Below are 20851 nucleotides of genomic sequence, written 5' to 3'. Positions count from 1 at the left end.
GTCGCGGTCAGCAGCCGGGGCGTCGGGGGATGAGGACCAGTCTGGCACACGGGCCCCCACCGTCGGCCTGCCCGGAGGACTCCGCGACGCACGTCACTCCGGGCCCCTCCCGGACCGCACGCACGCCGCCGGCCAGCTCCACGGGACCGGCCGACGTGCCGCCCCGGCGGGCCCCCGTGACGAGGGTCTCCACGGCGAGCACCCGTTCCCGAGAGAGGTCCTCCGCCCCCGCCCGGCGGGCGGCGCGGACGATCACCCGGCGGCGCACCGCCGGCGGCAGGGCGGCCAGCCCGTCCAGATTGAGCGCCACCACGACGCCGGGCGCCTCCCCCACGGGGCGCCCCGCCTCGGCCACGGGGTCCGGAGCACCCGCAGCGGCACGCGCGTCCCCCAGGAGCAGGCCCGCGAACTCCCGACCGGCCCACGCGTCGAGGGCGTCGGCGTCCTCGGCGGCCAGGGCGGCGGTGCGCGTGAGGGCGTCGCGCACGCCGGGGCCGAGGCCGGCGTCGGCGTCCTCGAGGGCCGGCAGGACGCGGGTGCGGATCCGCGAGCGCAGCAGGGCCGGGGCCCGGTTGTGGGGGTCCTCGAACCAGGCGATCCCGGCCCACCGGCAGATCGCCTCGGTGTCCGCCCGGGTGAGGCCGAGCAGGGGCCGGGCCACGGGGATGCCGCCGGGCAGGGTCCCGCGCGTCGGGATCCCCGCGAGCGACCGGGTGCCGGATCCTCGGGCGAGACCGAGGAGCACCTGCTCGGCCTGGTCGTCGGCGGTGTGCGCGGTGAGCACGAGGGCGAGGGCGTCGGCGGACGCGGCCTCGGCGGCGCGGGCCAGAGCCTCCCGACGCGCGGTGCGGGCCGCGGCCTCGGGGCCGTCCCCCGCGGGGACCACCCGCACGGGCGTCACGGTGACGGGGTCCAGGCAGAGGCCGCGGGCGACCTGCGCGGCGGCCGCCGCGACCGCCGCGCTGCCGTCCTGCAGCCCGTGGTCCACCACGACGGCGCCCACCGGACCCAGCGGCCGCCCGGCGCGCGTCGCCGTCAGCACGGCGCAGGTCACCGCGAGGGCCAGGGAGTCCGCCCCGCCGGACAGCGCCACGAGTGCCCGGGGGGCCTGCGCGCCCTCCTCGGCCCGCGCCCTCCTCGGCCCGCGCCCACCGGTCGCGCCGCCGTCGGCGTCCGGTCCGAGGACCGTCCGCACCGCGGCCACGGCGCGGTGGAGGGCCCCCGGCCAGCGGGCGCGCCGCGGCCACGGGGTGACCGCGTCCAGGGCGGGGAGCGTCACCGGAGCGGACCCGTCAGGCCTCGGCGCGGATCCGCGCCACCCACGTCTCGGGCGCGTGGATCTCCGCCTCGCTCGGCAGCAGCTCCGGGGCGTCCCACACCACGTTGAACCCGTCCATGCCGATCTCCCCGACCACGGCGTCCACGAACCGCTGGCCGTCCCGGTACTGGGCCATCTTGGCGTCCATCCCCAGGATCCGGCGGATCGCCCGGTCCACCGCGGAGCGGCGGTCCCCGCGCTCGTCGAAGCGGCGGCGGATGGTCTTGACGGAGGACACGACGGAGGAGTCCACGGCGTCCATGACGACGTTCGCGTGGCCCTCGAGCAGGGACATCACGGCGGTCACGCGGGACAGGCGCTCCCGGTCCTCCTCGTCCTGGAACGCGCCGAGCAGGCCCAGGCTCGGCCGGCCCGACGTCACAGCCGGGCCCGCCTCCCCGCCGGCGTGGCTCGCGACGCCGCCGCCCCGACCCCGCACGGACCCCGCCAGGGGGTTCGCGGCGGCCAGGGCGGAGCGCAGCCGCTCGGGCAGGGACTCGGCCTTGTCGAACAGCCCGCCGGTGAGCCCGGTGATCTCCGACCGCAGGTGCCCGCGCAGCCACGGGGCGGCGGCGAACTGGACCCGGTGGGTCTGCTCGTGCAGGCACACCCAGAGCCGGAAGTCGGCGGGGTCCACGTGGATCTCGCGGCGCACCTGCACCACGTTCGGCGCCACGAGCATCAGGCGGCCGCCCGCGGGGCCGGCGGGGACGCCGTCGGGCCCCGGGAGGGCGCTGAACGGGTCGTACTGGCCGAGCACCTTGGCGGAGAGCCACGCGAGGATGCCGCCCATCTCCAGGGCGGTGGCGCGCGTCGCGACGGGCGTGGTGGCTGCCTCGTACTCAGCCGGGCGCGTGGCCTGCAGGTGTGCGAACGTGGGGCCCAGAAGCGCCGCGAAGGACTGCGTGTTCGCGCGGGACCACGTGGGGCGGTCCACCACGAGCACCTGGGAGTCGAGCAGGTCCCGGGCCGCCTCGAGTCCGGTCAGCCGGTGGACGTGCGGCACGGAAGCCGCCGCGGCCACACGGAGGCCCTCGGCCTCCCCGCGCGCCTCCCGCGCGGAGATGCGCGGCCCGGCCACGGTGAGGGCCTCGGCCGTGCGGGCGGCGAACGCCCAGTCCACGGGGTGCACGGCGGGTGCGGCCGGGCCGGCGGTGGGGCCGCCGGCCATGCGGGGCTGGTCTGCGCTCATGCGGCCCATCCCATCACAGGCGCCGGGCACGGGACCGGGTCCGGTGCCCGCTCACAGGGCGGCGACCGCGGCCACCGCCTCGTCGATCGCCGCCCGCGCCGGCTCGATCTGCCAGTCGACCTCGGAGCACACCACGCTGAACGCGAGCACCCGCCCCGACGTCGTGGTGACGGTGCCGGTGAGGGAGACCGTCTGGTCGAGGGTGCCGGTCTTGGCGGCCACGGCGCCGCGCGCGGGCGGGGACGGGAAGCGCTCGCCCAGCGTGGAGTCCTCGCCGGGGCGCGGCAGCGCGTCCAGCACCCCGTCCTGGGCCGGCCCCGCCGAGAGCCCCGTCACCACCTCCACGAGCTGCTCCGGGCTCACCCGGTTGGCGGCGGCGAGGCCGGAGGCGTCCACGACGTCCATGCCCGCCGTGTCCACGCCCAGCGCCGCGACCCGACGCTCGAGGAGCGCGGCGGCGCCGTCATGGGTGGCGGGGAGCCCGGCCGCCGCGGCCGCGGTGTGCGCGAGGGCCTCGGCCACCTGGTTCTCCGAGTGCATGAGCATGTGCTCGACCTGCGCGCGGACGGGAGCGGACGTCACCTCCGCCACGGACGCGGCCGCGCGCACCTCCTCGCGGGGCGCCTGCGTCGCGGGGACCTCCTCCCGCACGGCCACCTCGACGCCGCCCTCGCCCGCCTCCGCCGCGTCCTCCGCGAGGGCGGCGAGCTCGGCCTGGAAGGTGCGGGCGGCGGACGCGGCCGGGTCCGCCAGCCGGTCCTGTCCGGTCCCCGGCGTGGCCCGCCCGCCGTAGGTGGCCAGCGGCTGGACAGGGGCGATGTTGCCGCTCTCCACCATCCCCGTGGACCACGCCGGGTTGAGCGGGGCCTCGTCCTCGAACAGGCGCAGGTCCGTGCTCACCACCACCCGGCCGGTGACGCCGCGCTCGTCCAGCCCGGCCAGGGTCCGCTCCGCGAGGGTGCGCAGGCCGGCGCGGCCCGCCACGCTCGAAGGGTCCGAGGCCCCCGTGCCGAGCAGGACGTCGCCGCCGCCGACGAGCACCAGTTCCGTGGCTCCACCGTCCGCCGCCGGACGGGCGACCACGCGGGTGGTGAGAGCGGCGTCCGGGCCGAGCGCGTCCACGGCGGCCGCGGCCGTCAGGAGCTTCATGGCCGACGCCGGCGCGACCGGCTCGTCCGCGCGCCGGGAGAACAGCACCCGCCCCGTGGCGAGGTCACGGAACTCCGCGGACGCCACCCCCGGGGCCGCCGCCAGCCCCGGCTCGACCGCGTCCGCCACCGCGGCGGCCGAGGGCACCTCCCCCGGGGCCGAGGTCGAGGCCCGCGGCGTCGGGGAGGGGGACGGCGTCGTCGTCGGGGAGGGGGACGGGGCGGGGGCGGACCAGACCGCCGAGGGGGCGGGCCCCGAGGCCAGTCGCGTGAGCAGGAAGTCCCGGGCCAGCATGCCGAGCAGGGTGGCCACGGCCAGCGCCAGCAGCACGCAGAGGACGACGATCGTGCGATCGGAGCGGCGGTCGGTCACGACGCCACCGGGGTGGCGTCGCCCGCGGCGACGGACCGGGCCGCGGAGAAGAGGGCGACGAGCTCGTCCGCGCCGCTGCGGCGCGCGGCCTCGAGCACCGCGTCCCACTGCGCCGCGCTCGCCCGGTGGTGATGGGCCGCGGCGAAGGCGTCGGGTCCGGCGTCATCGAGGCGCGCGTCCGACGTCGCCGCCGCACCGTCACCGGTGACCGCACGCACGCGCGTGGTCAGCACGGGGTCCGACGCGCGGACCTCCTCCAGCACGGCGGCGCGGTCGCCCTCTCCCATGCGCTCCTCGAGCATGACGAGGCGCGCGTAGACGGCGGGGTTGCCGATCTTGATCCGCTGCCCGGAGCCGAGCTGGGAGAGCATCGGCGCGGACAGGCCGAGGACCCCGGCCAGGGCCCGCTGGCTGACCCCGTACGCCTCACGCAGGACGCCGAACCGCTCGCCCAGCGGCTGCCCGTACAGCGCGCGCTGCTGGTCGAGGTTGTCCTGGAGGTCGTGATCGGTGAGGGCCATGCCGACCATGATGACGGACCCGCGGTTGCAGGTGCAAAGACGTGCCGGTGACGGCGCCGTCTCAGCTGGCGACCTCGGTCCACGCGTACCCGCCGTCGCCCCACGTGCACATCAGGTGGCGACCGTCCACGCCGCGCACCTCCGTGCCGCGCTCCGCCGCGAGGCAGCCGTCCCTGAGGCGCACGGAGCTGATGATCCGGGGGGAGCCCGTGGAGGACGGGGTCGCGGGCCCGGCCGGCCCCTCGGCGGAGGACTCCGCCGTCGGCGGGGGCGCGGAGACGGCGGCGTCCGTGGGCGCCGTCACGGACGACGACGCGGCGCTGGACTCAGCGGGCCCGCCGGCCGCCTCCTCGCTCCCGCCTCCCAGGAGCAGGGCCAGCGCGGTCGCCACGGCCAGGAGCCCCAGGACGATCAGCGCCCACGCCCAGCGGCGCGCGCCCAGCTCCGGGTGCACGTCGGGATCCATGGCGGGGTCCGCGGCGGGGTGCCGCGTCGGCTGGGGCGCGGCCGCCATCGCCGTGGCCGACGTCGGCTGGGCGGTCTCCCTGCCCGGCCCGGCCATCAGGTCCTGGACCTGGTCGAAGACCTCGAAGGGCTCCCCCTCCGCGGTGAGGAACCCGCCGTCGGCCTCGCGGCCCGCGGCGACGAGGGGCGCCAGGACCGCCGGGGCCCCGGCCGCGGCCCGCACCCGCACCTCCGGGTCCTCCGACCCGAGTCCGCCCTCGCCGAGCAGGTCCCGCAGGGCCGGGGAGGCGATCCCCGCGAGGACGTCGGTGGGGGCTGTCGTCTCGTCGGGGACTGCGGCGGGGGCCAGGAGCCGCAGGGCCGTCCGGCCGGCGGCGAAGAGGTCCTGCGCCGGGGCCGGGTGGGCTCCGGCGGCGGCCTCGGGCGCCACGAAGCCCGGCGTGCCGTGGAGCAGGCCCAGCTGCGTCAGGCGGGCGTCCGAGACGCGCATGGCCAGTCCCATGTCCCCGAGACGGGCGTGGGGTGCGCCCGTGCCGGTGGGCTCGAGCAGCACGTTGGCCGGCTTCACGTCCCGGTGGACCCAGCCGTCCGCGTGCAGCGCGGAGAGGCCGTCGAGGATCTGGAGGAGCAGGTGCGCCACGAGCGGCTCGGACAGCGCCCCGTGGTCGGCGAGGGCGTCCTCGAGGGATCCGCCGGCCACGAGCGGCATGGCGATGGCCACCTCGTGGTCCTCCGCCGCCCAGCCGTACGGAGAGGCCAGGTGCGGGTGGTCCACCTGCACACCCTGCTCCCGGACGAACCGCAGCAGCGCCGCGGAGTCGGACTGGCGCAGCACCTTGGCGGCGCACCTCTGCTGCCGGCGCAGGTCGCGGGCGACCCACACGGTGCCCTGCCCGCCGCCCGCGAGGGGCTCGAGCAGATCGAAGCGCCCGGCGATCACCTGTCCCATGGACCCATCATCGCCGAGACCGGTGGCGTCCTCGCGCCCGCCGGCGGAGGGGCTCCCGAAAAAAGTGTTTGCGTTCGTGACCGAGGGGGCTTAGGTTTGCTCATGCAAACAGTCGGTCGACTCTCCTCACCTCAGGAGCCACCCATGGGACACCGCACCACTCCTCTCGCCGCCGCGATCACCTCCGGCCTGATCACCCTGGCCCTCGCCCCCACCGCAGGCGCCCAGCCCACGGCCCCGGCCACCGGTGACGGCACCGCCCAGCAGCCCGTCGTCGTCGTCATGGACTACTCCGAGTCCATGCTCGAAGCCGACGCCGACGAGGCCGGCACCACCCGCATCCAGGCCGCCAAAGACGCAACGAAGAGCCTGATCCAGAACACCCCGGACGACGCCCGACTGGGCATGATCGCCTTCGGCCACGCCGACCGACAGACCTGCACCACGATCGAGACCCTCCAGAAGGTCGACACGATCGACAAGGACGCCCTGCTGGCCAAGGTCGACGCCCTCAACGCCCAGGGCGGCACCCCCATCGGCCAGTCCCTGAGCCGCGCCGCCGACGAGCTGCGCGGGATCGAGGGCGAGAAGTCCATCATCCTCGTCTCCGACGGCGAGCCCGCCTGCGACGAGCCCCCCGCGTGCGAGGTCGCCCAGGACCTGGCCGACCAGGGCATCGACCTGACCGTGCACACCATCGGCTTCCGCCTGAGCGGCAACGCCAAGGCCCAGGAGACGCTGGAGTGCATCGCGAACGCCACCGGCGGCACGTACACGCCCGCCGAGGACGCCGCCCAGCTCACCGAGACCCTCACCACCCAGACCACCCGCGCCCTGCAGGGCTACCAGGCCTCCGGCACCCCCGTGACCGGCGGCGCCCGCTACGAGGAGGCGACACTGCTGCTCCCGGGGCAGTACCGAGACACGCTGACCTCCCACGGCCGAAACGAGGACCTTCCCGCACTCAACGGCAGCCGCTTCGATCGTGGGGACGTGAAGTTCTACCGGATACCGCTGCGTCAGGGGTACCTGCCGGTGCTGACCGCGACCCTGGCCACGGGTGTGGAGCAAGCCGCGTCCGAGGGGTCCAGCCTGGTGGCCATCGAGCCGGTGGCGGCACCCGGCAACAACAACTGCTATCCGTACCGGAAGGACGGAACGGGCGACATGGCGGACGCCCGCGGTGTGCCGTCCGCCACGTTCTCCGACCGGCTCTGGGTGCAGCGCGCATTCGAGGATGAGAGCCTCCGGGCGAAGTGCCTCTCCGCCGAGGGCGACCTCGTGGTCGCCGTCTACCAGGAGACCGACCTGCCCACCGACGCACCGACCGACCTCGAGCTGCTGCTGGCCTATGAGCCACAGCGCGACCCCGAGGGATCCCCCGCCCCGGAGTCGAAGGACCTGCGCGCGCCCGCCCCGACGAAGGCCACGCCGGTGACCGGCGGCGGCTCCTTCAATGACGCCGTCACTCTCACGGACGGCCAGACCATCTCTGACTCCCTGGTGCCGGGCGAGGAGCGGTACTACACGATCGAGGCGGGCGTGAACCAGGATGTGCTCACCCGGCTCGACTTCCCGCAGAGCGACGAGAACGTCGTCACCGTGATGGCGCACCTCTACAACCCCCTGCGCGAGCCGATGATCCTGAGCAGCGGCCAGGAGCGGTATCACAGCGGCTTCGCCCTCGGCACCGTCCACCCCCGCGCGGGACAGACCGTGTTCAACCACACGAAGGTCCCCATCCATCCGAACCGGCGGCTCGACTATGTCAACGTCCTCGAGGGTGACACCATCTCCGTCGCGGGCCGGCAGTACGTGGTGGTCTCACGCGCCTACAAGGCGGACGTCCCGGCGACCCCGCTCCCCTTCGAGCTGACGGTCGCCACGTCCGGCGCGTCGGACGGTCCCGGCCCGGAGCACATCACGACGGCGGCGCAGTTCGTGGAGAGGTTCGGCCAGCCGGGCTCGGGGCCTGCGCCGGAGACGGCCCAGCCCTCCGCGGAGGCACCCGCTGCCGACGCGTCCGGGTCCGCGGCCGGGGAGGCGGCGGAGGAAGGCGCCGGGAGGGCCGCCGGTGACACGGCGACCGCCGAAGCCGCCGCGGATACCGATGCCGCGGGCGGCGCACCGACCTGGGCACTGGTCCTCGGCGGGATCGGCCTGCTGGCCTTGGGCGGGGGTGTGGCGGCCCTGACCCTCGGGCGCCGCCACTGAGGGGCCGGGTGCGCGGGCCGAGGTCGTCGGCTCGCGCACCCGCCCCGTCCTGGGTGCGACGGACGCCCCCGGTAGGCTGACCCCAGCACTGCCGGGCGGCGCGCCCGCCGTCCGGGAATCGCCCCTGTCTGAAGGAGAAGCCATGGCGCACGACGTCACCATCGAGATCCCCGCGGGCTCCCGCGTGAAGTACGAGTTCGACCACGAGACCGGCCGCCTGCGCCTGGATCGCGTGCTGTTCACCTCGATGCAGTACCCCACGCACTACGGCTACTTCGAGAACACCCTCGGCGAGGACGGCGACCCGCTGGACGCCCTCGTGTTCCTGCCGGGCTTCGACCTGGTGCCCGGCTGCATCGTGGAGGCCCGGCCGGTGGGCGTGTTCAACATGACCGACGACGGCGGTGGAGACGCCAAGCTGCTGTGCGTCCCCGCAGACAAGCGGTTCGACCACATCGTGGAGCTCGAGGACGTCGAGGAGTCCCTCAAGCAGGAGATCGAGCACTTCTTCACCCGCTACAAGGACCTCGAGCCGGGCAAGTGGGTCAAGGCCGAGGGCTGGCAGGGCCGCGCGGACGCCGAGAAGGAGCTCGAAGCCTCCATCGAGCGCTTCGCCGCCGCCGGTGAGCACTCCCCGTCCGACGAGCCGCAGGGCCGCGACGTGGACACCGAGGAGGCCGAGCCGGCCACCGAGGAGGGCTCCGAGACCGACGTGCCGCAGGGCCGCTGACCCCCGGACCACCCCCGGCGCGTCCCGCGCCACGCACGACGGCGGCCGCTCACCCATCCGGGTGGGCGGCCGCCGTCTGCGCTGGCACAATCGAGCGCATGCTCGTGCTCACCCTCAACCAGCGGGACACCCCCGACGCCGGCGATCGCGTGGACGCCTTCCTGCGCAGCCTGGACGCAGTGCCCGGGCTCGAGGCGGCGGCGGCGCTGCCCTTCCAGCGTTCCGTGGGCGACGAGCTGATCGGCGCGGTCGAGGACCCTGCCCTCGCCGTGGACGTGGCGCTGCGCGCGCTGCGGGAGCGGCGCTGGAACGTGGGGGTCGGCGTCGGGGGCGTGATGCACGCGGACGGGACGCCGGGCCTGCCGGAGTCCGGGGACGTCCACGACGCCGGCGGGCCGGCGCTCTCCGCCGCGCGCCGCGCCGTGGAGGCGGCCGCCCTCTCCACCGCGCGCATCCCGCTGGCCGTGCGGGGCCGGGACGAGACGGCCGCGGCGGAGGCCGAGGCGGTGCTCAAACTGGTGGGCCAGCTCGTGTGGACACGCACCGAGGCGGAGTGGGCCGTGCTGGACCTGCTCGTCCCCGGCGTGCGCGGCCAGCAGAGGCCCGCCGCCGAAGCACTGGGGATCACGGTGCAGGCGGTGTCCCAGGCGACGCAGCGCGCGTTCTGGAACGAGGAGCACGCCTGCCGGCCGGCTGCCGCGCGGCTGCTGGGCCTCGTCGATGCCGCCTGAGACAGCCCTCCCCCTGCAGCCCACCGGCGCCCGACTCCCCGCTGACGGCTGACCCCTGCGTTCCAGCCGCCGCGCCAGCCGGGTAGCGGCGGGAGCATCAGGGTCAGCGCCGGTGGGCCGTCAGACGGCCGCCGGCTCCTGCACGCGCACGCCCGCGGGGCGGTCGGCCTCCGGGACGAGCGACCACAGCACGTCCGCGAGGCCGTGGTCGTCCACCCCGCCGGTCACCTCGTCCGCGGCCTCCTTGACCTCGCGCACGGCCTGGCCCATGGCCACGCCGCGGCCGGCCCAGCGCAGCATCTCGAGGTCGTTGCGGCCGTCCCCGACCGCCACGGTGTCCTCGATGCCCACGTGGAGCACGGTGCGCAGCCCCTCCAGCGCCGAGGCCTTCGTGACGCCCGCCGCGGCGACGTCCAGCCACGCCGTCCAGCCCACGGAGTACGTCACGCCGGAGAGGCCGATGCCCTCCACCGCGCGCCCGAACTCCTGAGCCGAGGAGTCCGTCGAGAACACCACGAGGCGCACGGCGGTGGCGTCCATGAGCGCGTCGAACGTGGTGCCCGTGGCGTCCACGCCGAAGGAGGCGTCCTGGAAGCGCTCGGTGGAGAGGAACCGGCCGTCCGGGACCTCCACGGCGTACTTCGCGCTGGGCAGGCGGCGGCGCAGCTGCGTGAGCACGGAGCGCGGCTCGAACGTGCGGCAGTCCGTCACCTCGTAGCCGTCCTCCAGGCCGCGGTCCAGGCGCAGGGTGATGCCGCCGTTCGAGCAGACCATGTAGCCGGCGTCGATCCCGAGGGACTCCCCCACCGGCAGCGTGGCCCCGCGGGAGCGCCCCGTGGCGATCACGACGTGGTGGCCCGCCGCGACGACGGCCTTGACGGCCTCACGCACGGGCTCATGCAGGTGCCCGTCGTGGTCCACGATCGTTCCGTCCACATCCAGGCATACGAGCTTCTTGGTCATGGCCCCACCCAACCACACGGCCCGGACGGGACAGCGACGCGCGGGTGAACAGCCGGGACGCCCCCTCACCCCCGAACGAGGTGTCACGAAGTGTGGGTATGCGGCCGCCATACCCACACTTCGTGACACCTCGTTCCGCCGGGGGGGGGGCACGGGGTCAGAGGACCTCGAACCGCTCCAGCCCGCCCACGTAGGGGCGCAGCGCCTCCGGCACGGTCACGGAGCCGTCCGCGTTCTGGTGGTTCTCCAGGATCGCGACGATCCACCGCGTGGTGGCCAGCGTGCCGTTGAGCGTGGCGACCACGCGGGTGCCGCCCTTGGCGCCGTCGTCATTCTTCATCCGCTCGCGGATGTTGAGGCGGCGCGCCTGGAACGTGGTGCAGTTCGAGGTGGAGGTCAGCTCTCGGTAGGTGCCCTGCGTGGGGACCCACGCCTCGCAGTCGAACTTGCGGGCGGCGGAGAGGCCGAGGTCGCCGGCGGCGGTGTCGATCACGCGGTAGGGGACCTCGACGGCCGCGAGCATCTGCTCCTCCCACGCGAGCAGGCGGGCGTGCTCCGCCTCGGCCTCCTCCTGCGTGGTGTAGACGAACATCTCGAGCTTGTTGAACTGGTGCACGCGGATGATGCCGCGGGTGTCCTTGCCGGCCGAGCCGGCCTCGCGGCGGTAGCACGTGGACCAGCCGGCGTAGCGCACGGGCCCCTCGGAGAGATCCATGATCTCGTCCGCGTGGTAGCCGGCCAGGGCGACCTCGGAGGTGCCCACGAGGTAGAGGTCGTCCCGCTCGAGGCGGTAGATCTCGTCGTCGTGCTGCACGTCGAAGCCGGTGCCCTGCATGGTCTCGGGGCGCACGAGCGTGGGCGGGATGACGGGCACGAACCCGTTCTCGATCGCCAGGTCCAGGCCCATCCGCATGATGCCCAGCTCGAGGCGGGCGCCCACGCCCTTGAGGAAGCTGAAGCGGGCACCGGAGACCTTCGCACCGCGCTCCATGTCGATCGCGCCGAGCAGCTCGCCGAGCTCGAGGTGGTCCCGGGGCTCGAAGCCGTCCGCCGCGAAGTCGCGCGGCGTGCCGACCTCCTTGAGCACCTCGAAGTCGTCCTCGCCGCCGGCCGGGATGCCCTCCACGATGAGGTTGGGGAAGCCCCGCTGCAGGTCGGCCACCTGCGCCTCAGCCTCACCGGAGGCCACCTCCGCCGCCTTCACCTGCGCGGCGAGGTCCTTCACCTCGGCGAGCAGGGCCTGCTTCTCCTCGCCCTGGGCCTGCGCCACCTGCTTGCCGAACGCCTTCTGCCGGGCGCGCAGCTCCTCGAAGCGGGTGATCGCGGAGCGCCGCGCGGCGTCCGCCTCGAGGAGGCGGTCCACGAGGGACGCGTCCGCCCCACGGGCCTCCTGGGAGGCGCGGTACTTCTCGGGCTGCTCGATGAGGTCCTTGACGTCGATCACCCGCCCAGACTAGCGAACCCGCGCCCCTCTAGACTGGCCGCATGACCCCCGAACTGATCCTGGCCGTCCTCGCCCTCGTCGCGGTGGTGGCCCTGGCCGTCGTCGTGATCGGCCACGTGGTCTCCGGCCGGCGCCGCGACCGCGAGATCGCCGCCCTGCGCGCGGACCGCCAGTCCCTGGCCGCCCGCGTCGAGGAGCTGCGGGAGCGCGTCGTCGCCACCGAGGAGGCCGCGGCGCCCTCCCACGAGGTGGCGCTGATCCTCAACCCCGTGAAGAACGACGCGGAGCAGGTCCGCGGCAAGGTGATGGACGCCGTGCGGCACTACGGGTTCGGCGAGGCGCTCGTGCTGGAGACGGCGGAGGACGACGCCGGCACCCAGATGGCCCGGGACGCGATCGAGGCGGGCGTCGGGCTCGTGATCGTGGCCGGCGGCGACGGCACGGTGCGGCTCGTGGCGGAGGAGCTCACCGGCTCCGGCATCCCGCTGGGCGTGGTCCCGATGGGCACGGGCAACCTGCTGGCCCGCAACCTCGACCTGCCGATCAACGACCTCGAGGAGTGCATCCGCATCGCCCTCCACGGGCGCCGCCGCGTGATCGACACGGTGGACATCCGCCTCACGGACGCGGACGGCGGTCAGCGCCGGAACACGTTCACGGTGATCGCCGGCGCCGGCTACGACGCGGACATCATGGGCGACACCCGCGACGACCTGAAGAGCAGGGCGGGGTGGCTCGCCTACAGCGAGGCGGGGCTTCGCCACCTGGGCGGCGCGCGCCACGAGGTCACCGTCACCCTCGACGGCGGCACGACCAAGCGCTTCAAGGTGCGCAGCGTGATGGTGGCCAACTGCGGCATGCTCACGGGCGGCCTGGAGCTGCTGCCGGAGGCCAAGCTCGACGACGGCCTGCTGGACGTGGTGGTCCTCTCCCCGAAGCACGCCCTCGACTGGGCACGGATCGCCGCCAAGACCCTGGTCCGCTCGAAGCGACCCATCCCCGTGCTCGAGACGGAGCAGGCCACGCGGGTCTCGATCCGCCTCGCCGAGCCGATGCCCTCCCAGCTCGACGGCGACGCGACCGGCGACGTCGTGGCCATCGACGCCCGCGTCCAGCCGGACACGCTCACCGTGATGATCGGGAACGAGGAGCGCGCCTCGGTGGAGTGAGCCGGCGGACGAGCCGGCCTCGGCGTCGAGGACCCGGGTCAGCGCCCGCGCAGCCCCTCGACCCACTCCCGGCCGGCCCGATAGGCCTCGTCCGAGGTGTGCGGCGCCACGACGGCGGCCCGGTGCTCGGCCCGCGGGTAGGAGCCGAGGAACCGCACGCCCGGGAAGATCCGGTGCAGGGCGGCCAGCGCCGCCCCCACGCGCTCCTCGGCGAGGTGCCCCTCGAGGTCGATCGAGAAGAAGTACTGGCCCAGCCCCGTGCCCGTGGGCCGGGACTCGATGCGCGAGAGGTTGACTCCGCGCGTCGCGAACTGGTCGAGGATCTCCCGCAGCGCACCCGGGTGGTCGTTCGGCAGCGGCACCGTGAGGGTGGTCTTGTCCGAGCCGGTGGGCGCGGGCAGTGAGCCGGGCCGGGAGACGAGCACGAAGCGCGTCACGGCGCCCGTCACGTCCTCGACCCGCTCCGCGAGCACGGGCAGACCGGTCTGCTCGGCCACGAGCGGTGCGCACACGGCGGCGTCGAAGGCCGCGCCCTCCAGCAGCAGGCGCGCGCCCGCGGCGGTGGAGGAGGCGGGGGTGAACTCCGCCGCGGGCAGGGTCGCCTCCGCCCACCCCCGCACCTGGGCCCACGCGTGCGGGTGCGTGGTGATGCGGCGGATGTCCCCGAGCCCCGTGACCCCGGGCCGCCCCACGAGCACGAAGCTGATGGGGACGAGCACCTCGGCCAGGATCTGCAGCTCGTCGCCCAGGGCGATGTCGTCCAGGGTGGCGGAGACGCCGCCCTCGACCGAGTTCTCGATGGGCACCATCGCCCGGTCCACCTCGCCGGCCCGGACCGCGGCCAGGGCCGAGATCACCGACGCGGCGGGCACGAACTCCGAGCCCTCCTCATCCGCGACCCGGCGGAGCGCCGCCTCCGTGAAGGTGCCCTCGGGGCCCAGGAAGGCGTAGCGGGGACGCTCAGGGCTCACTTGACGGTCGGCTCGGCGTCGCCGTCGGCCTCCATGGGCTTGCCGGCCTCGAGCCACGCGCCCGAGCCGCCGGCCACATTGATCGCCGAGTAGCCGCGGCCCACGAGGAACTCCGCGGCGCGCGCGGAACGGCCGCCCGTGCGGCAGATCACGTGGTAGTCGGTGTCCGGGTCCAGCTCCTCCAGGCGGTCCGGCAGCTGGCCCAGCGGGATGTGCTGGGCGCCGGCGGCGCGCCCCAGGGCCCACTCGTCGTCCTCACGCACGTCCAGGATGGGGGCGTCGGCGGGGATCTGGTCCACGGTCACGGTCTCGAAGTTGCTCATGGCTCCACCCTACGGCGGCGCCCGGACACCACAAGGCTGGCTACCCTCGTCCCCATGGAGAACTCCGCCGCCCGCACCGCCCGACTCCTCGACCGCTCCGCCGTGGAGCTGCGGGACGCGCTGGCCGCACGCGAGCTGTCCGCGCGCGAGGTCACCCGGGCCGCGCTCGACGCCGCCCACGCGAACGCCGACCTCGGCGCGTTCGTGGTCCTGGACGAGGAGCGCGCTCTCGCCCGGGCGGACGCGCTCGACGCCGAGTCCGCGCGCCGCGGCTCGCACGCCGCCGGCTCCGGCGCGGACGCCCGGCGCGCAGCGGGCGACGACGTCGTCCCCGCCTCCCTCCACGGCCTGCCGGTGGCGTTCAAGGACCTGGTCGACGTGGCCGGGCTGCCCACGCGGCAGGGCTCCGCCCTGCTGGCCGACGCCCCGCCCGCCGCCGAGGACGACCCGCTCGTGGCCCGCCTCGGCTTCGCGGGGACCGTGACCCTCGGCACGACCACGGTCCCCGAGTTCGGCCTCGACTCGTACTCGGAGAACCTCGTGGACGCCCCCGCCCGCAACCCCCTGGACCCGGCGCGCACGCCCGGCGGCTCCTCGGGCGGCTCGGCCGCGGCGGTGGCCGCCGGGATCCTGCCGTTCGCCCCCGGCTCCGACGGCGGCGGCTCGGTGCGCATCCCCGCCGCGGCCTGCGGGCTCGTGGGCCTCAAGCCGGGCCGTGGCACGCTGCCCACGGACCGGTCGGAGGACACCGTCCGCAACCTCACCGTGGCCGGCCCCCTCGCCCACACCGCGGCGGACGCGGCCCTGCTCTTCGACGTCCTCGCCGGCACGGAGGGCTTCGCCGGCCGCGCCCTGACGGACGTGCGCAGCACCGTGGAGCGGGCGAGCGCGGGCGAGCGCGGGGACCCCCGGCGGATCGGGGTGACCATGGCCTCGCCCTTCAGCCCGGACGTGGAGATCACGCTGGCCCGCCCCGCGATCGCCGCCCTCACCCGTGCCGCGGCCGCCCTGGGCGGCGGCGGCCACCGCGTGGAGGAGTTCAGCCCCTACTACGGCGAGGACTACCACCGGGACTTCCGCACGGCGTGGACCTCGGGCCTGCTCGAGGCGCCCCTGCCCGACGGCGCCGAGGTGCACCTGGGCGCCGTCGCGGCCTCGTTCCTGCGCTCCGCGCGGGCGACGGGCGCCGAGGAGATCAGAGCCGCCGTCGCGCGCCTGGAGGAGTGGGCGCACGGGATGCGCGCGCAGTTCTCGGACGTGGACGTCGTGATGACGCCCGTGCTGGCCACGCCGCCGCCCCTCGTGGGGCACTTCCTCGCCATGGCGCCGGAGGAGAACTACGCGGCGCAGTGCGCCTTCACCCCCTACACGTCCATGGTCAACGTGATGGGCCTGCCCGCGGTGTCTGTGCCCGTGCTCACCGACGACGACGGCCTGAGCTGGTCCGTGCAGCTCATCGGCCGGGCAGGCACCGAGGGGGCCCTGCTGCAGCTGGCGGCGCACCTGGAGCTGCTGCTGGCGGGGTGAGCGGGGCCCCGCGGTCTCCGGTGATCAGGCGTCCAGGCCCTGGACGGCGTCGTTGTACACGGCGTCCATGGACATGCCCATCACCACGATCAGGAGGATGAACCCCACGACGAGCAGCGCCAGCAGCGCGAGGGAGATGTAGTTCATCACCAGCCCCGCGATGGCCATGCCGCGGCCGTTGGGCTCCCGCTTGAGGCCCATGTGGCCCAGCACCACGCCCACGATGGGCGGGAAGAACAGCATGACGCCGCCGACCAGGGACACGATGCCGAGGATCATGGAGGACACGGACAGCCCTGTGCCCGCGGTCTGCCCCGGTGCGAGGGGCTGGCCGCCGTACGTGTAGGCGGGCATGCCGCCGCCGTACGCGCCGTAGGACCCCGGGGCGGTCCCGTGGGCACCCGGGGATGCGCCGTCGCCGCCCCGGCCGTACGGTCCGGGCGCGGTGGTCTCCGGCCCACGCGTGCCGGAGGCGTCCGGCCAGCCGGCGGCGCTCGACCCGTTCGCGCCGTCGGCGGAACCGCTCCCGTACCAGCTCGGCTGGGACGCGGGAGCGCGGTGCGGGTCGGGCTGGGCGTTCGGCTCGGTCATGTCACCAGTCTAGTCGGCAGGGCCTCACGCGACCCAGGCCCGGTCACTGGCCACCGGACCCGCCCGCCGGTCACCGCGCTGCCGAACCTGCCCCACCGGACCCGCCTCCGCGCGAGCTGGGCGCAGTACTGCCAGGCAACCTCGGGGGTTGCCTGGCAGTACTGCGCCCAGCTGAAGGGCAGGCGCGCCGGACAGGCGCTCCAGGCCGATGCGCCCTGGGCCCGCTCACTCCCCGCCCGCCTCCCGCAGGAACCCGGAGAACCCTCCGGGGGTGCGGCCCACCAGGCGGGCCGAGGTGCAGACGCGCGCGCGGTCCGTGGCGATCACCCGCTCCTCACCGAGTGCCCGCACCGCCCCGGTGAGCTCCACGTCCTCGTGCTCGGGGACGGCCGGGAAGCCGCCCGCGGCCTCGTAGAGGGACCACGGCAGGCCCAGGTTGGCGCCGTGCACGTGGGGGTGCCCCTCGCCGTGGCGGTAGGCGGCCCGCCAGGCCTCGAGCGCGGCGTGGCGGGCGGTGCCGGCGGCGCCCTCCGCCGCTCCGGAGCCCTCACCGGAGCCCGCGCCGCCTGCCTCCAGCTCGACGTCCACGGTCCCGAGCACGAGGGCCTCCCGCTCGCCCGCCGTCGTCGTCTGGGCGAGGAGCCAGTCGGCGGGGACGCGCGAGTCCGCGTCCGTGGAGGCGAGCCAGAGGCGCTCCGCGGGCACGTCCGGGAAGAGGCCGCGCGCGTGCCCCGCCGCGGCCCTGCGGGCCCGGCCGACGCCGCCCTCGCCGTCGCCGAGCTCGACCACGTGGAGACGCGGGTCCGCGTGGCGGGCGCGCTCGGCGACCGACACGGTGGCGTCCTCGCACCCGTCCGCCGCCACGACGACGGCCGCGGAGCCCTGCGCGTGGTGCTGCTCCCAGCGGTCCATGGCCGTGCTCAGCGCCGCGAGACAGCGGGGCAGCAGGGCCTCCTCGTTCCGAGCCGGCACCACGACCACGGCGTGGGTGGCCGCGGCCGCGCGCACGTGGAGGCTGATCCGGAAGTCGTCCTCGGTGTGCTCGGCATGCAGGCGCCAACGCGGGTCGGCGGCCACGCGGGCGTGCACCGTGTCCCCGTCGAGGGGCCAGCCCTGGATCGGGTGGCGCCAGTGGCAGAGCAGCAGCTCCCCGCCGGGGGCGAGGTCCTCGGCCACGCGGTCGAGCATGGCGTCCAGCTCCTCGGGCTGCAGGAAGTAGCCGATCTCCGAGGCGATCACGAGGTCGGCCCCGGCCGCGTCCGCGGGCCACTCCCCCGGCAGCACCGCGCGGCGCACCTCGGCATCGGGCAGGCTCGCGAGCCGCTCGGCCGCCCGCTCCACCGCCACCGGAGAGGCCTCGAGCCCCACCACGCGCTCCGCCCGCTCGGCCACCTGCGCGGTGAGCACGCCGATCGACGCGCCCGCCTCCACCACGGTGCCGTACCGCGGGCGGGTCAGCATCGCGAGGGTGAGCGCGCGCTTGCGGGCCTCGTAGGGGGAGCTGAGGTACCGCCACGGGTCCGCGTGCTCCCGGTACAGCCGGTCGAACACGGCCGCGGCGCGGCCGGCGTCGGCGTCCTCGGGGCCGGAGTAGCGGTGCACCTCGAAGGGCCGCTCGTGGTGGGCCAGGACGTTCGGGCCGAGGATGGCCTCGTCGCCGGGCGCCTCGGACAGCGGCGCCACCTGGGAGGCGTGCGCGGCGAGGGAGGCGCGGCGGGCCGCCCGGTCCTCATCGGTGAGGGGCAGCCGCCGGTAGCGGCGCGCGGGCAGGTCCGCGGGGTCGCCCCAGTGCCAGAACCAGATGGGGAACGCGCACAGCGGCAGGTCGCGCTCGCCGGCCAGGTCCGCGACGACGGCGCCCACCGCCTCGTGGTCCGCGTGCCCGTCCCCGGGGTCATGGGAGGCGAGGACGACGGCGCCGTCCGGGTGCGCACGGAGGTGCTCCTCGATCGCCGCGACGACCGCCTCCCGCACCGCGTCCGCGTGGTCCCCGACGCCGGAGTCGGGCAGGCCGAGCGAGGTCCAGGTCAGCGCCTCGCGGCGGTCCCCGCCGTCCGGGCCGGTGCCGGCCGCGAGCGCGTCCATCGCGTGGTCCATCTCCCCGCGGCGGATCCGGACGAGGTCCTCCGGCGTGTGGGTCGGCGAGTCCGGGTGGGAGGCCTCACCCGCGGTGGCCACGAGCACGCGCACGCCGGCCCCTCCCCGCAGCGCCGCGCGGATCAGGCCGGTGGCGCCGAGCGTCTCGTCGTCGGGATGCGCGACGGCGACCAGCAGCAGGGTGCGCGGGGTCCAGTCCGGCGGGGTCAGGGCGGGCAGCTCGGCGATGCCCCCCGCGGCCCAGGCGTCCTCGGAGGTGCCGGCGTCCAGGTGGGAGAAGCTCACCAGGCCCACGCACCGTCGGTGGTGGGGACCGGCGCCGCGTCCCGAGCGTCCCCGCGCTCCAGCAGGGCCCGGCCGAGGCGTGCGTCGTCGCGGTGGCCGTGGTGCTGGCGCAGGTAGACCTGCAGGTCCGCCACGGCCCGCGCGTGCCGCGCGTTCCCTGTGAGCGGGCCGGGACCGGTGGCCTGCCCGACGACGTCGAGCACCTCCGTGCACAGCTGCGTCACGGTGCCGCGGATGCGGTCGGCCTCGAGCATGCCGTCCCCGTGGTCGAGGCGCCCCGCGTCCACGTCGGCGGCCGCGCGCGCGAGGAGGGTGCCCATCGCGTGCAGGAGGCGGTCGACCCGGCCGAGCGCGGCCTCGCCGACCTGGTCCGGGCCGGGGCCCGCGCCCGCCGCCCGCCTTCGCAGGGAGTCCCGCAGGGTGCGCGCGATGCCGACGGCCCCGCCGAACCACACCGCGGCCACTCCGATGCCGCCCCACGCGAAGCCCGGGCGGGTCAGGTACCACTCGTCCTCGCCGACGGGCTCACCGGGGACGTCCGCGAAGCGCAGGCCGACGGTGGTGATGGGGGCCAGGCCGAGGGCGGGCCACGCGGCGTCGGCCGCCGTCACACCGGGATCGCCGAGGTCCACGAGGAGGGCGTGGCGCACGCCGTCGCCGTCCTTGGCGGTGACGACCGCGTGGGAGCACTCGTCTGCGAGAGAGCACCAGGGCTTCTCGCCGTCGAGGCGCCAGCCGTCGTCGGTGCGGCGCACCGTCGGGGTCTGCCCGCCCGACTCGGACGCGTAGACGCCGAGCAGGCCCTCCGGGGCGGGGACGCCGGCCTGGGACAGGATCGAGAGCGCGTCCAGGTGGGGCTCGAGCACCCGGGCGGCGGAGAGGTCCTGCGCGGCCACGGAGGCGAGCAGCTCCCACTGCTCGCGGGTGGCACCCTCGCCGGTCAGCGGGAGGTCGAGAGGGGCGTCGCCGTCGGCCGCGCCCTCCCTCAGCAGCGCCACCATCGGGGCGACGTCGCCCCCGCAGGCCGCCGCAGTGGAGAGGAAGGCGGCGTCGTCGCGGGGAAGCACGCGGGCGCCCGTGGGGAGCGGCCCCCGCGCTCCCCGTGTCGACGGCCGCTCCCCGGAGACCAGGGGGAGCCGGACGGGCTCGGGTGCGCTCATGACGGGGCCTTTCTTCCGCGTACGGCCGCGGTGCCGCACTGGGCGTTCACCCTAGCGAGCGGCCCCGGAGCGGGGGAACGGCCCGGGGCCGGGGCGTCACACGCGGAGACGGACGCGGCATGGGCGCTTTCTTGACAAGTTCCAGAAAAGGCGGTGACATGGGGCCCATGCGCCCGTCGTCGACAGCCCCGCTCCCCGAGCACGCGCTCCTGCGCGACGCCGGGCTGCGTGTGACGCGCCCACGGCTCGCGGTGCTGAGCGCCCTGCGCGCCCACCCGCACGCGGACGCGGCCGCCGTCCTGACCGCGGCGCGGGAGGCCCTGCCCTCCGTCTCGCACCAGGCGGTCTACGACTGCCTCCACGCGCTCACCGAGGCCGGGCTCGTCCGCTCGATCCAGCCCGCCGGCTCCGCCGCGCGCTACGAGATCCGCCGCCATGACAACCACCACCACCTCGTGTGCCGCGGGTGCGGCGCCGTGGTCGACGTGCCGTGCCACACCGGGTCCGCCCCGTGCCTGCAGGCGCAGTCGGACCACGGGTTCCTCATCGACGAGGCCGAGGTCTACTACTGGGGCCTGTGCCCCGCGTGCCGCGACGGACAGGACGAGGCGGCCCCGCCGTCGTCGTCCGCCGCGGCCCCCTGAGCCCCCCCATCCACCCCGCGACCCCACCTTCCGTCC

At 75.8% G+C, this 20851-nt stretch carries 18 protein-coding genes; 6 read left to right on the top strand and 12 right to left on the bottom strand.

Annotated elements, in window-relative coordinates:
- Positions 1-7: 7 nt before the first annotated feature.
- The 5 genes from tilS to AAG742_RS00345 form a co-directional block, all read right to left on the bottom strand.
- Positions 8-1279 (bottom strand): tRNA lysidine(34) synthetase TilS, encoded by a 1272-nt coding sequence (gene tilS, locus AAG742_RS00365; protein ID WP_298710741.1) that lies wholly within the window; start codon positions 1277-1279, stop codon positions 8-10.
- 13 nt (positions 1280-1292) lie between these two features.
- Positions 1293-2489, bottom strand: a complete 1197-nt coding sequence (locus AAG742_RS00360; RefSeq protein ID WP_298710879.1) for a zinc-dependent metalloprotease — start codon at positions 2487-2489, stop codon at positions 1293-1295.
- A 72-nt stretch (positions 2490-2561) separates the two neighbouring features.
- The gene (gene dacB / locus AAG742_RS00355) at positions 2562-4031 is read right to left on the bottom strand and encodes a D-alanyl-D-alanine carboxypeptidase/D-alanyl-D-alanine-endopeptidase (RefSeq protein WP_298710744.1); all 1470 of its coding nucleotides are present in this window, start codon (positions 4029-4031) and stop codon (positions 2562-2564) included.
- On the bottom strand, positions 4028-4552 hold the full coding sequence (locus AAG742_RS00350) for a helix-turn-helix domain-containing protein (RefSeq protein ID WP_248118411.1): 525 nt from the start codon (positions 4550-4552) through the stop codon (positions 4028-4030). Before AAG742_RS00350 ends, dacB begins: the two co-directional genes overlap by 4 nt.
- Before the next feature lie 61 nt (positions 4553-4613).
- The gene (locus AAG742_RS00345) at positions 4614-5966 is read right to left on the bottom strand and encodes a serine/threonine-protein kinase (protein ID WP_298710747.1); all 1353 of its coding nucleotides are present in this window, start codon (positions 5964-5966) and stop codon (positions 4614-4616) included.
- A gap of 144 nt (positions 5967-6110) precedes the next feature.
- Here AAG742_RS00345 and AAG742_RS00340 point away from each other — a divergent pair, with 144 nt between their 5' ends.
- From AAG742_RS00340 to AAG742_RS00330, 3 genes are all read left to right on the top strand, one after another.
- Positions 6111-8180 (top strand): VWA domain-containing protein, encoded by a 2070-nt coding sequence (locus AAG742_RS00340; protein ID WP_298710750.1) that lies wholly within the window; start codon positions 6111-6113, stop codon positions 8178-8180.
- Positions 8181-8322: 142 nt separating this feature from the next.
- The gene (locus AAG742_RS00335) at positions 8323-8910 is read left to right on the top strand and encodes an inorganic diphosphatase (RefSeq protein ID WP_298710753.1); all 588 of its coding nucleotides are present in this window, start codon (positions 8323-8325) and stop codon (positions 8908-8910) included.
- Positions 8911-9008: 98 nt separating this feature from the next.
- The gene (locus tag AAG742_RS00330; RefSeq protein ID WP_248118405.1) at positions 9009-9641 is read left to right on the top strand and encodes a hypothetical protein; all 633 of its coding nucleotides are present in this window, start codon (positions 9009-9011) and stop codon (positions 9639-9641) included.
- 120 nt (positions 9642-9761) lie between these two features.
- Here the strand turns inward: AAG742_RS00330 and AAG742_RS00325 are convergent, their stop codons facing one another.
- A complete protein-coding gene (locus AAG742_RS00325; RefSeq protein WP_298710755.1) occupies positions 9762-10604 on the bottom strand; it encodes an HAD family hydrolase in 843 nt (280 codons plus the stop codon).
- A gap of 157 nt (positions 10605-10761) precedes the next feature.
- Positions 10762-12048 carry a serine--tRNA ligase gene (gene serS / locus AAG742_RS00320; RefSeq protein ID WP_248116632.1) on the bottom strand — a complete coding sequence of 429 codons (1287 nt, stop codon included), beginning with the start codon at positions 12046-12048 and terminating at the stop codon, positions 10762-10764.
- Between the two features lie 41 nt (positions 12049-12089).
- Between serS and AAG742_RS00315 the strand changes: the two genes are divergently transcribed.
- A complete protein-coding gene (locus AAG742_RS00315) occupies positions 12090-13217 on the top strand; it encodes a diacylglycerol kinase family protein (RefSeq protein WP_298710757.1) in 1128 nt (375 codons plus the stop codon).
- Positions 13218-13255: 38 nt separating this feature from the next.
- On the opposite strand, the gene pheA is transcribed toward AAG742_RS00315, so the two are convergent.
- Positions 13256-14188, bottom strand: a complete 933-nt coding sequence (pheA, locus tag AAG742_RS00310; RefSeq protein ID WP_298710759.1) for a prephenate dehydratase — start codon at positions 14186-14188, stop codon at positions 13256-13258.
- On the bottom strand, positions 14185-14511 hold the full coding sequence (locus tag AAG742_RS00305) for a rhodanese-like domain-containing protein (RefSeq protein WP_248116639.1): 327 nt from the start codon (positions 14509-14511) through the stop codon (positions 14185-14187). Before AAG742_RS00305 ends, pheA begins: the two co-directional genes overlap by 4 nt.
- Before the next feature lie 54 nt (positions 14512-14565).
- Here AAG742_RS00305 and AAG742_RS00300 point away from each other — a divergent pair, with 54 nt between their 5' ends.
- Positions 14566-16038 carry an amidase gene (locus AAG742_RS00300; RefSeq protein ID WP_298710761.1) on the top strand — a complete coding sequence of 491 codons (1473 nt, stop codon included), beginning with the start codon at positions 14566-14568 and terminating at the stop codon, positions 16036-16038.
- Between the two features lie 24 nt (positions 16039-16062).
- Here the strand turns inward: AAG742_RS00300 and AAG742_RS00295 are convergent, their stop codons facing one another.
- The 3 genes from AAG742_RS00295 to AAG742_RS00285 form a co-directional block, all read right to left on the bottom strand.
- Positions 16063-16629: a DUF4190 domain-containing protein gene (locus tag AAG742_RS00295; protein ID WP_298710763.1), complete on the bottom strand. Its 567-nt coding sequence runs from the start codon at positions 16627-16629 to the stop codon at positions 16063-16065.
- Positions 16630-16854: 225 nt separating this feature from the next.
- Positions 16855-19011 carry a PIG-L family deacetylase gene (locus AAG742_RS00290; protein WP_298710766.1) on the bottom strand — a complete coding sequence of 719 codons (2157 nt, stop codon included), beginning with the start codon at positions 19009-19011 and terminating at the stop codon, positions 16855-16857.
- Entirely contained in the window at positions 19008-20171 is a 1164-nt protein-coding gene (locus AAG742_RS00285; RefSeq protein ID WP_298710769.1) for an acyl-CoA dehydrogenase family protein, read from the bottom strand. The genes AAG742_RS00290 and AAG742_RS00285 overlap by 4 nt, the downstream gene beginning before the upstream one ends.
- A gap of 167 nt (positions 20172-20338) precedes the next feature.
- Here AAG742_RS00285 and AAG742_RS00280 point away from each other — a divergent pair, with 167 nt between their 5' ends.
- Complete coding sequence (locus tag AAG742_RS00280) at positions 20339-20815, top strand: Fur family transcriptional regulator (protein ID WP_343282179.1); 477 nt, start codon at positions 20339-20341, stop codon at positions 20813-20815.
- Positions 20816-20851 lie beyond the last annotated feature (36 nt).

The sequence above is a fragment of the Micrococcus sp. 2A genome (assembly GCF_039519235.1).
In the GTDB taxonomy this organism is placed as follows: Bacteria; Actinomycetota; Actinomycetes; order Actinomycetales; family Micrococcaceae; genus Micrococcus.
Note: the sequence above shows the minus strand (reverse complement) of the source record. Positions and strands in the feature narration are given on the sequence as shown.

What these genes read in the sequence shown, in the direction of transcription:
- AAG742_RS00360 (WP_298710879.1), bottom strand. Translation starts at nt 2,489, where the DNA reads ATGGCCGGCGGCCCCACCGCCGGCCCGGCCGCACCCGCCGTGCACCCC.
- AAG742_RS00350 (WP_248118411.1), bottom strand. Translation starts at nt 4,552, where the DNA reads ATGGCCCTCACCGATCACGACCTCCAGGACAACCTCGACCAGCAGCGC.
- AAG742_RS00345 (WP_298710747.1), bottom strand. Translation starts at nt 5,966, where the DNA reads ATGGGACAGGTGATCGCCGGGCGCTTCGATCTGCTCGAGCCCCTCGCG.
- AAG742_RS00340 (WP_298710750.1), top strand. Translation starts at nt 6,111, where the DNA reads ATGGGACACCGCACCACTCCTCTCGCCGCCGCGATCACCTCCGGCCTG.
- AAG742_RS00335 (WP_298710753.1), top strand. Translation starts at nt 8,323, where the DNA reads ATGGCGCACGACGTCACCATCGAGATCCCCGCGGGCTCCCGCGTGAAG.
- AAG742_RS00330 (WP_248118405.1), top strand. Translation starts at nt 9,009, where the DNA reads ATGCTCGTGCTCACCCTCAACCAGCGGGACACCCCCGACGCCGGCGAT.
- AAG742_RS00325 (WP_298710755.1), bottom strand. Translation starts at nt 10,604, where the DNA reads ATGACCAAGAAGCTCGTATGCCTGGATGTGGACGGAACGATCGTGGAC.
- AAG742_RS00315 (WP_298710757.1), top strand. Translation starts at nt 12,090, where the DNA reads ATGACCCCCGAACTGATCCTGGCCGTCCTCGCCCTCGTCGCGGTGGTG.
- AAG742_RS00305 (WP_248116639.1), bottom strand. Translation starts at nt 14,511, where the DNA reads ATGAGCAACTTCGAGACCGTGACCGTGGACCAGATCCCCGCCGACGCC.
- AAG742_RS00300 (WP_298710761.1), top strand. Translation starts at nt 14,566, where the DNA reads ATGGAGAACTCCGCCGCCCGCACCGCCCGACTCCTCGACCGCTCCGCC.
- AAG742_RS00295 (WP_298710763.1), bottom strand. Translation starts at nt 16,629, where the DNA reads ATGACCGAGCCGAACGCCCAGCCCGACCCGCACCGCGCTCCCGCGTCC.
- AAG742_RS00285 (WP_298710769.1), bottom strand. Translation starts at nt 20,171, where the DNA reads ATGAGCGCACCCGAGCCCGTCCGGCTCCCCCTGGTCTCCGGGGAGCGG.
- AAG742_RS00280 (WP_343282179.1), top strand. Translation starts at nt 20,339, where the DNA reads ATGCGCCCGTCGTCGACAGCCCCGCTCCCCGAGCACGCGCTCCTGCGC.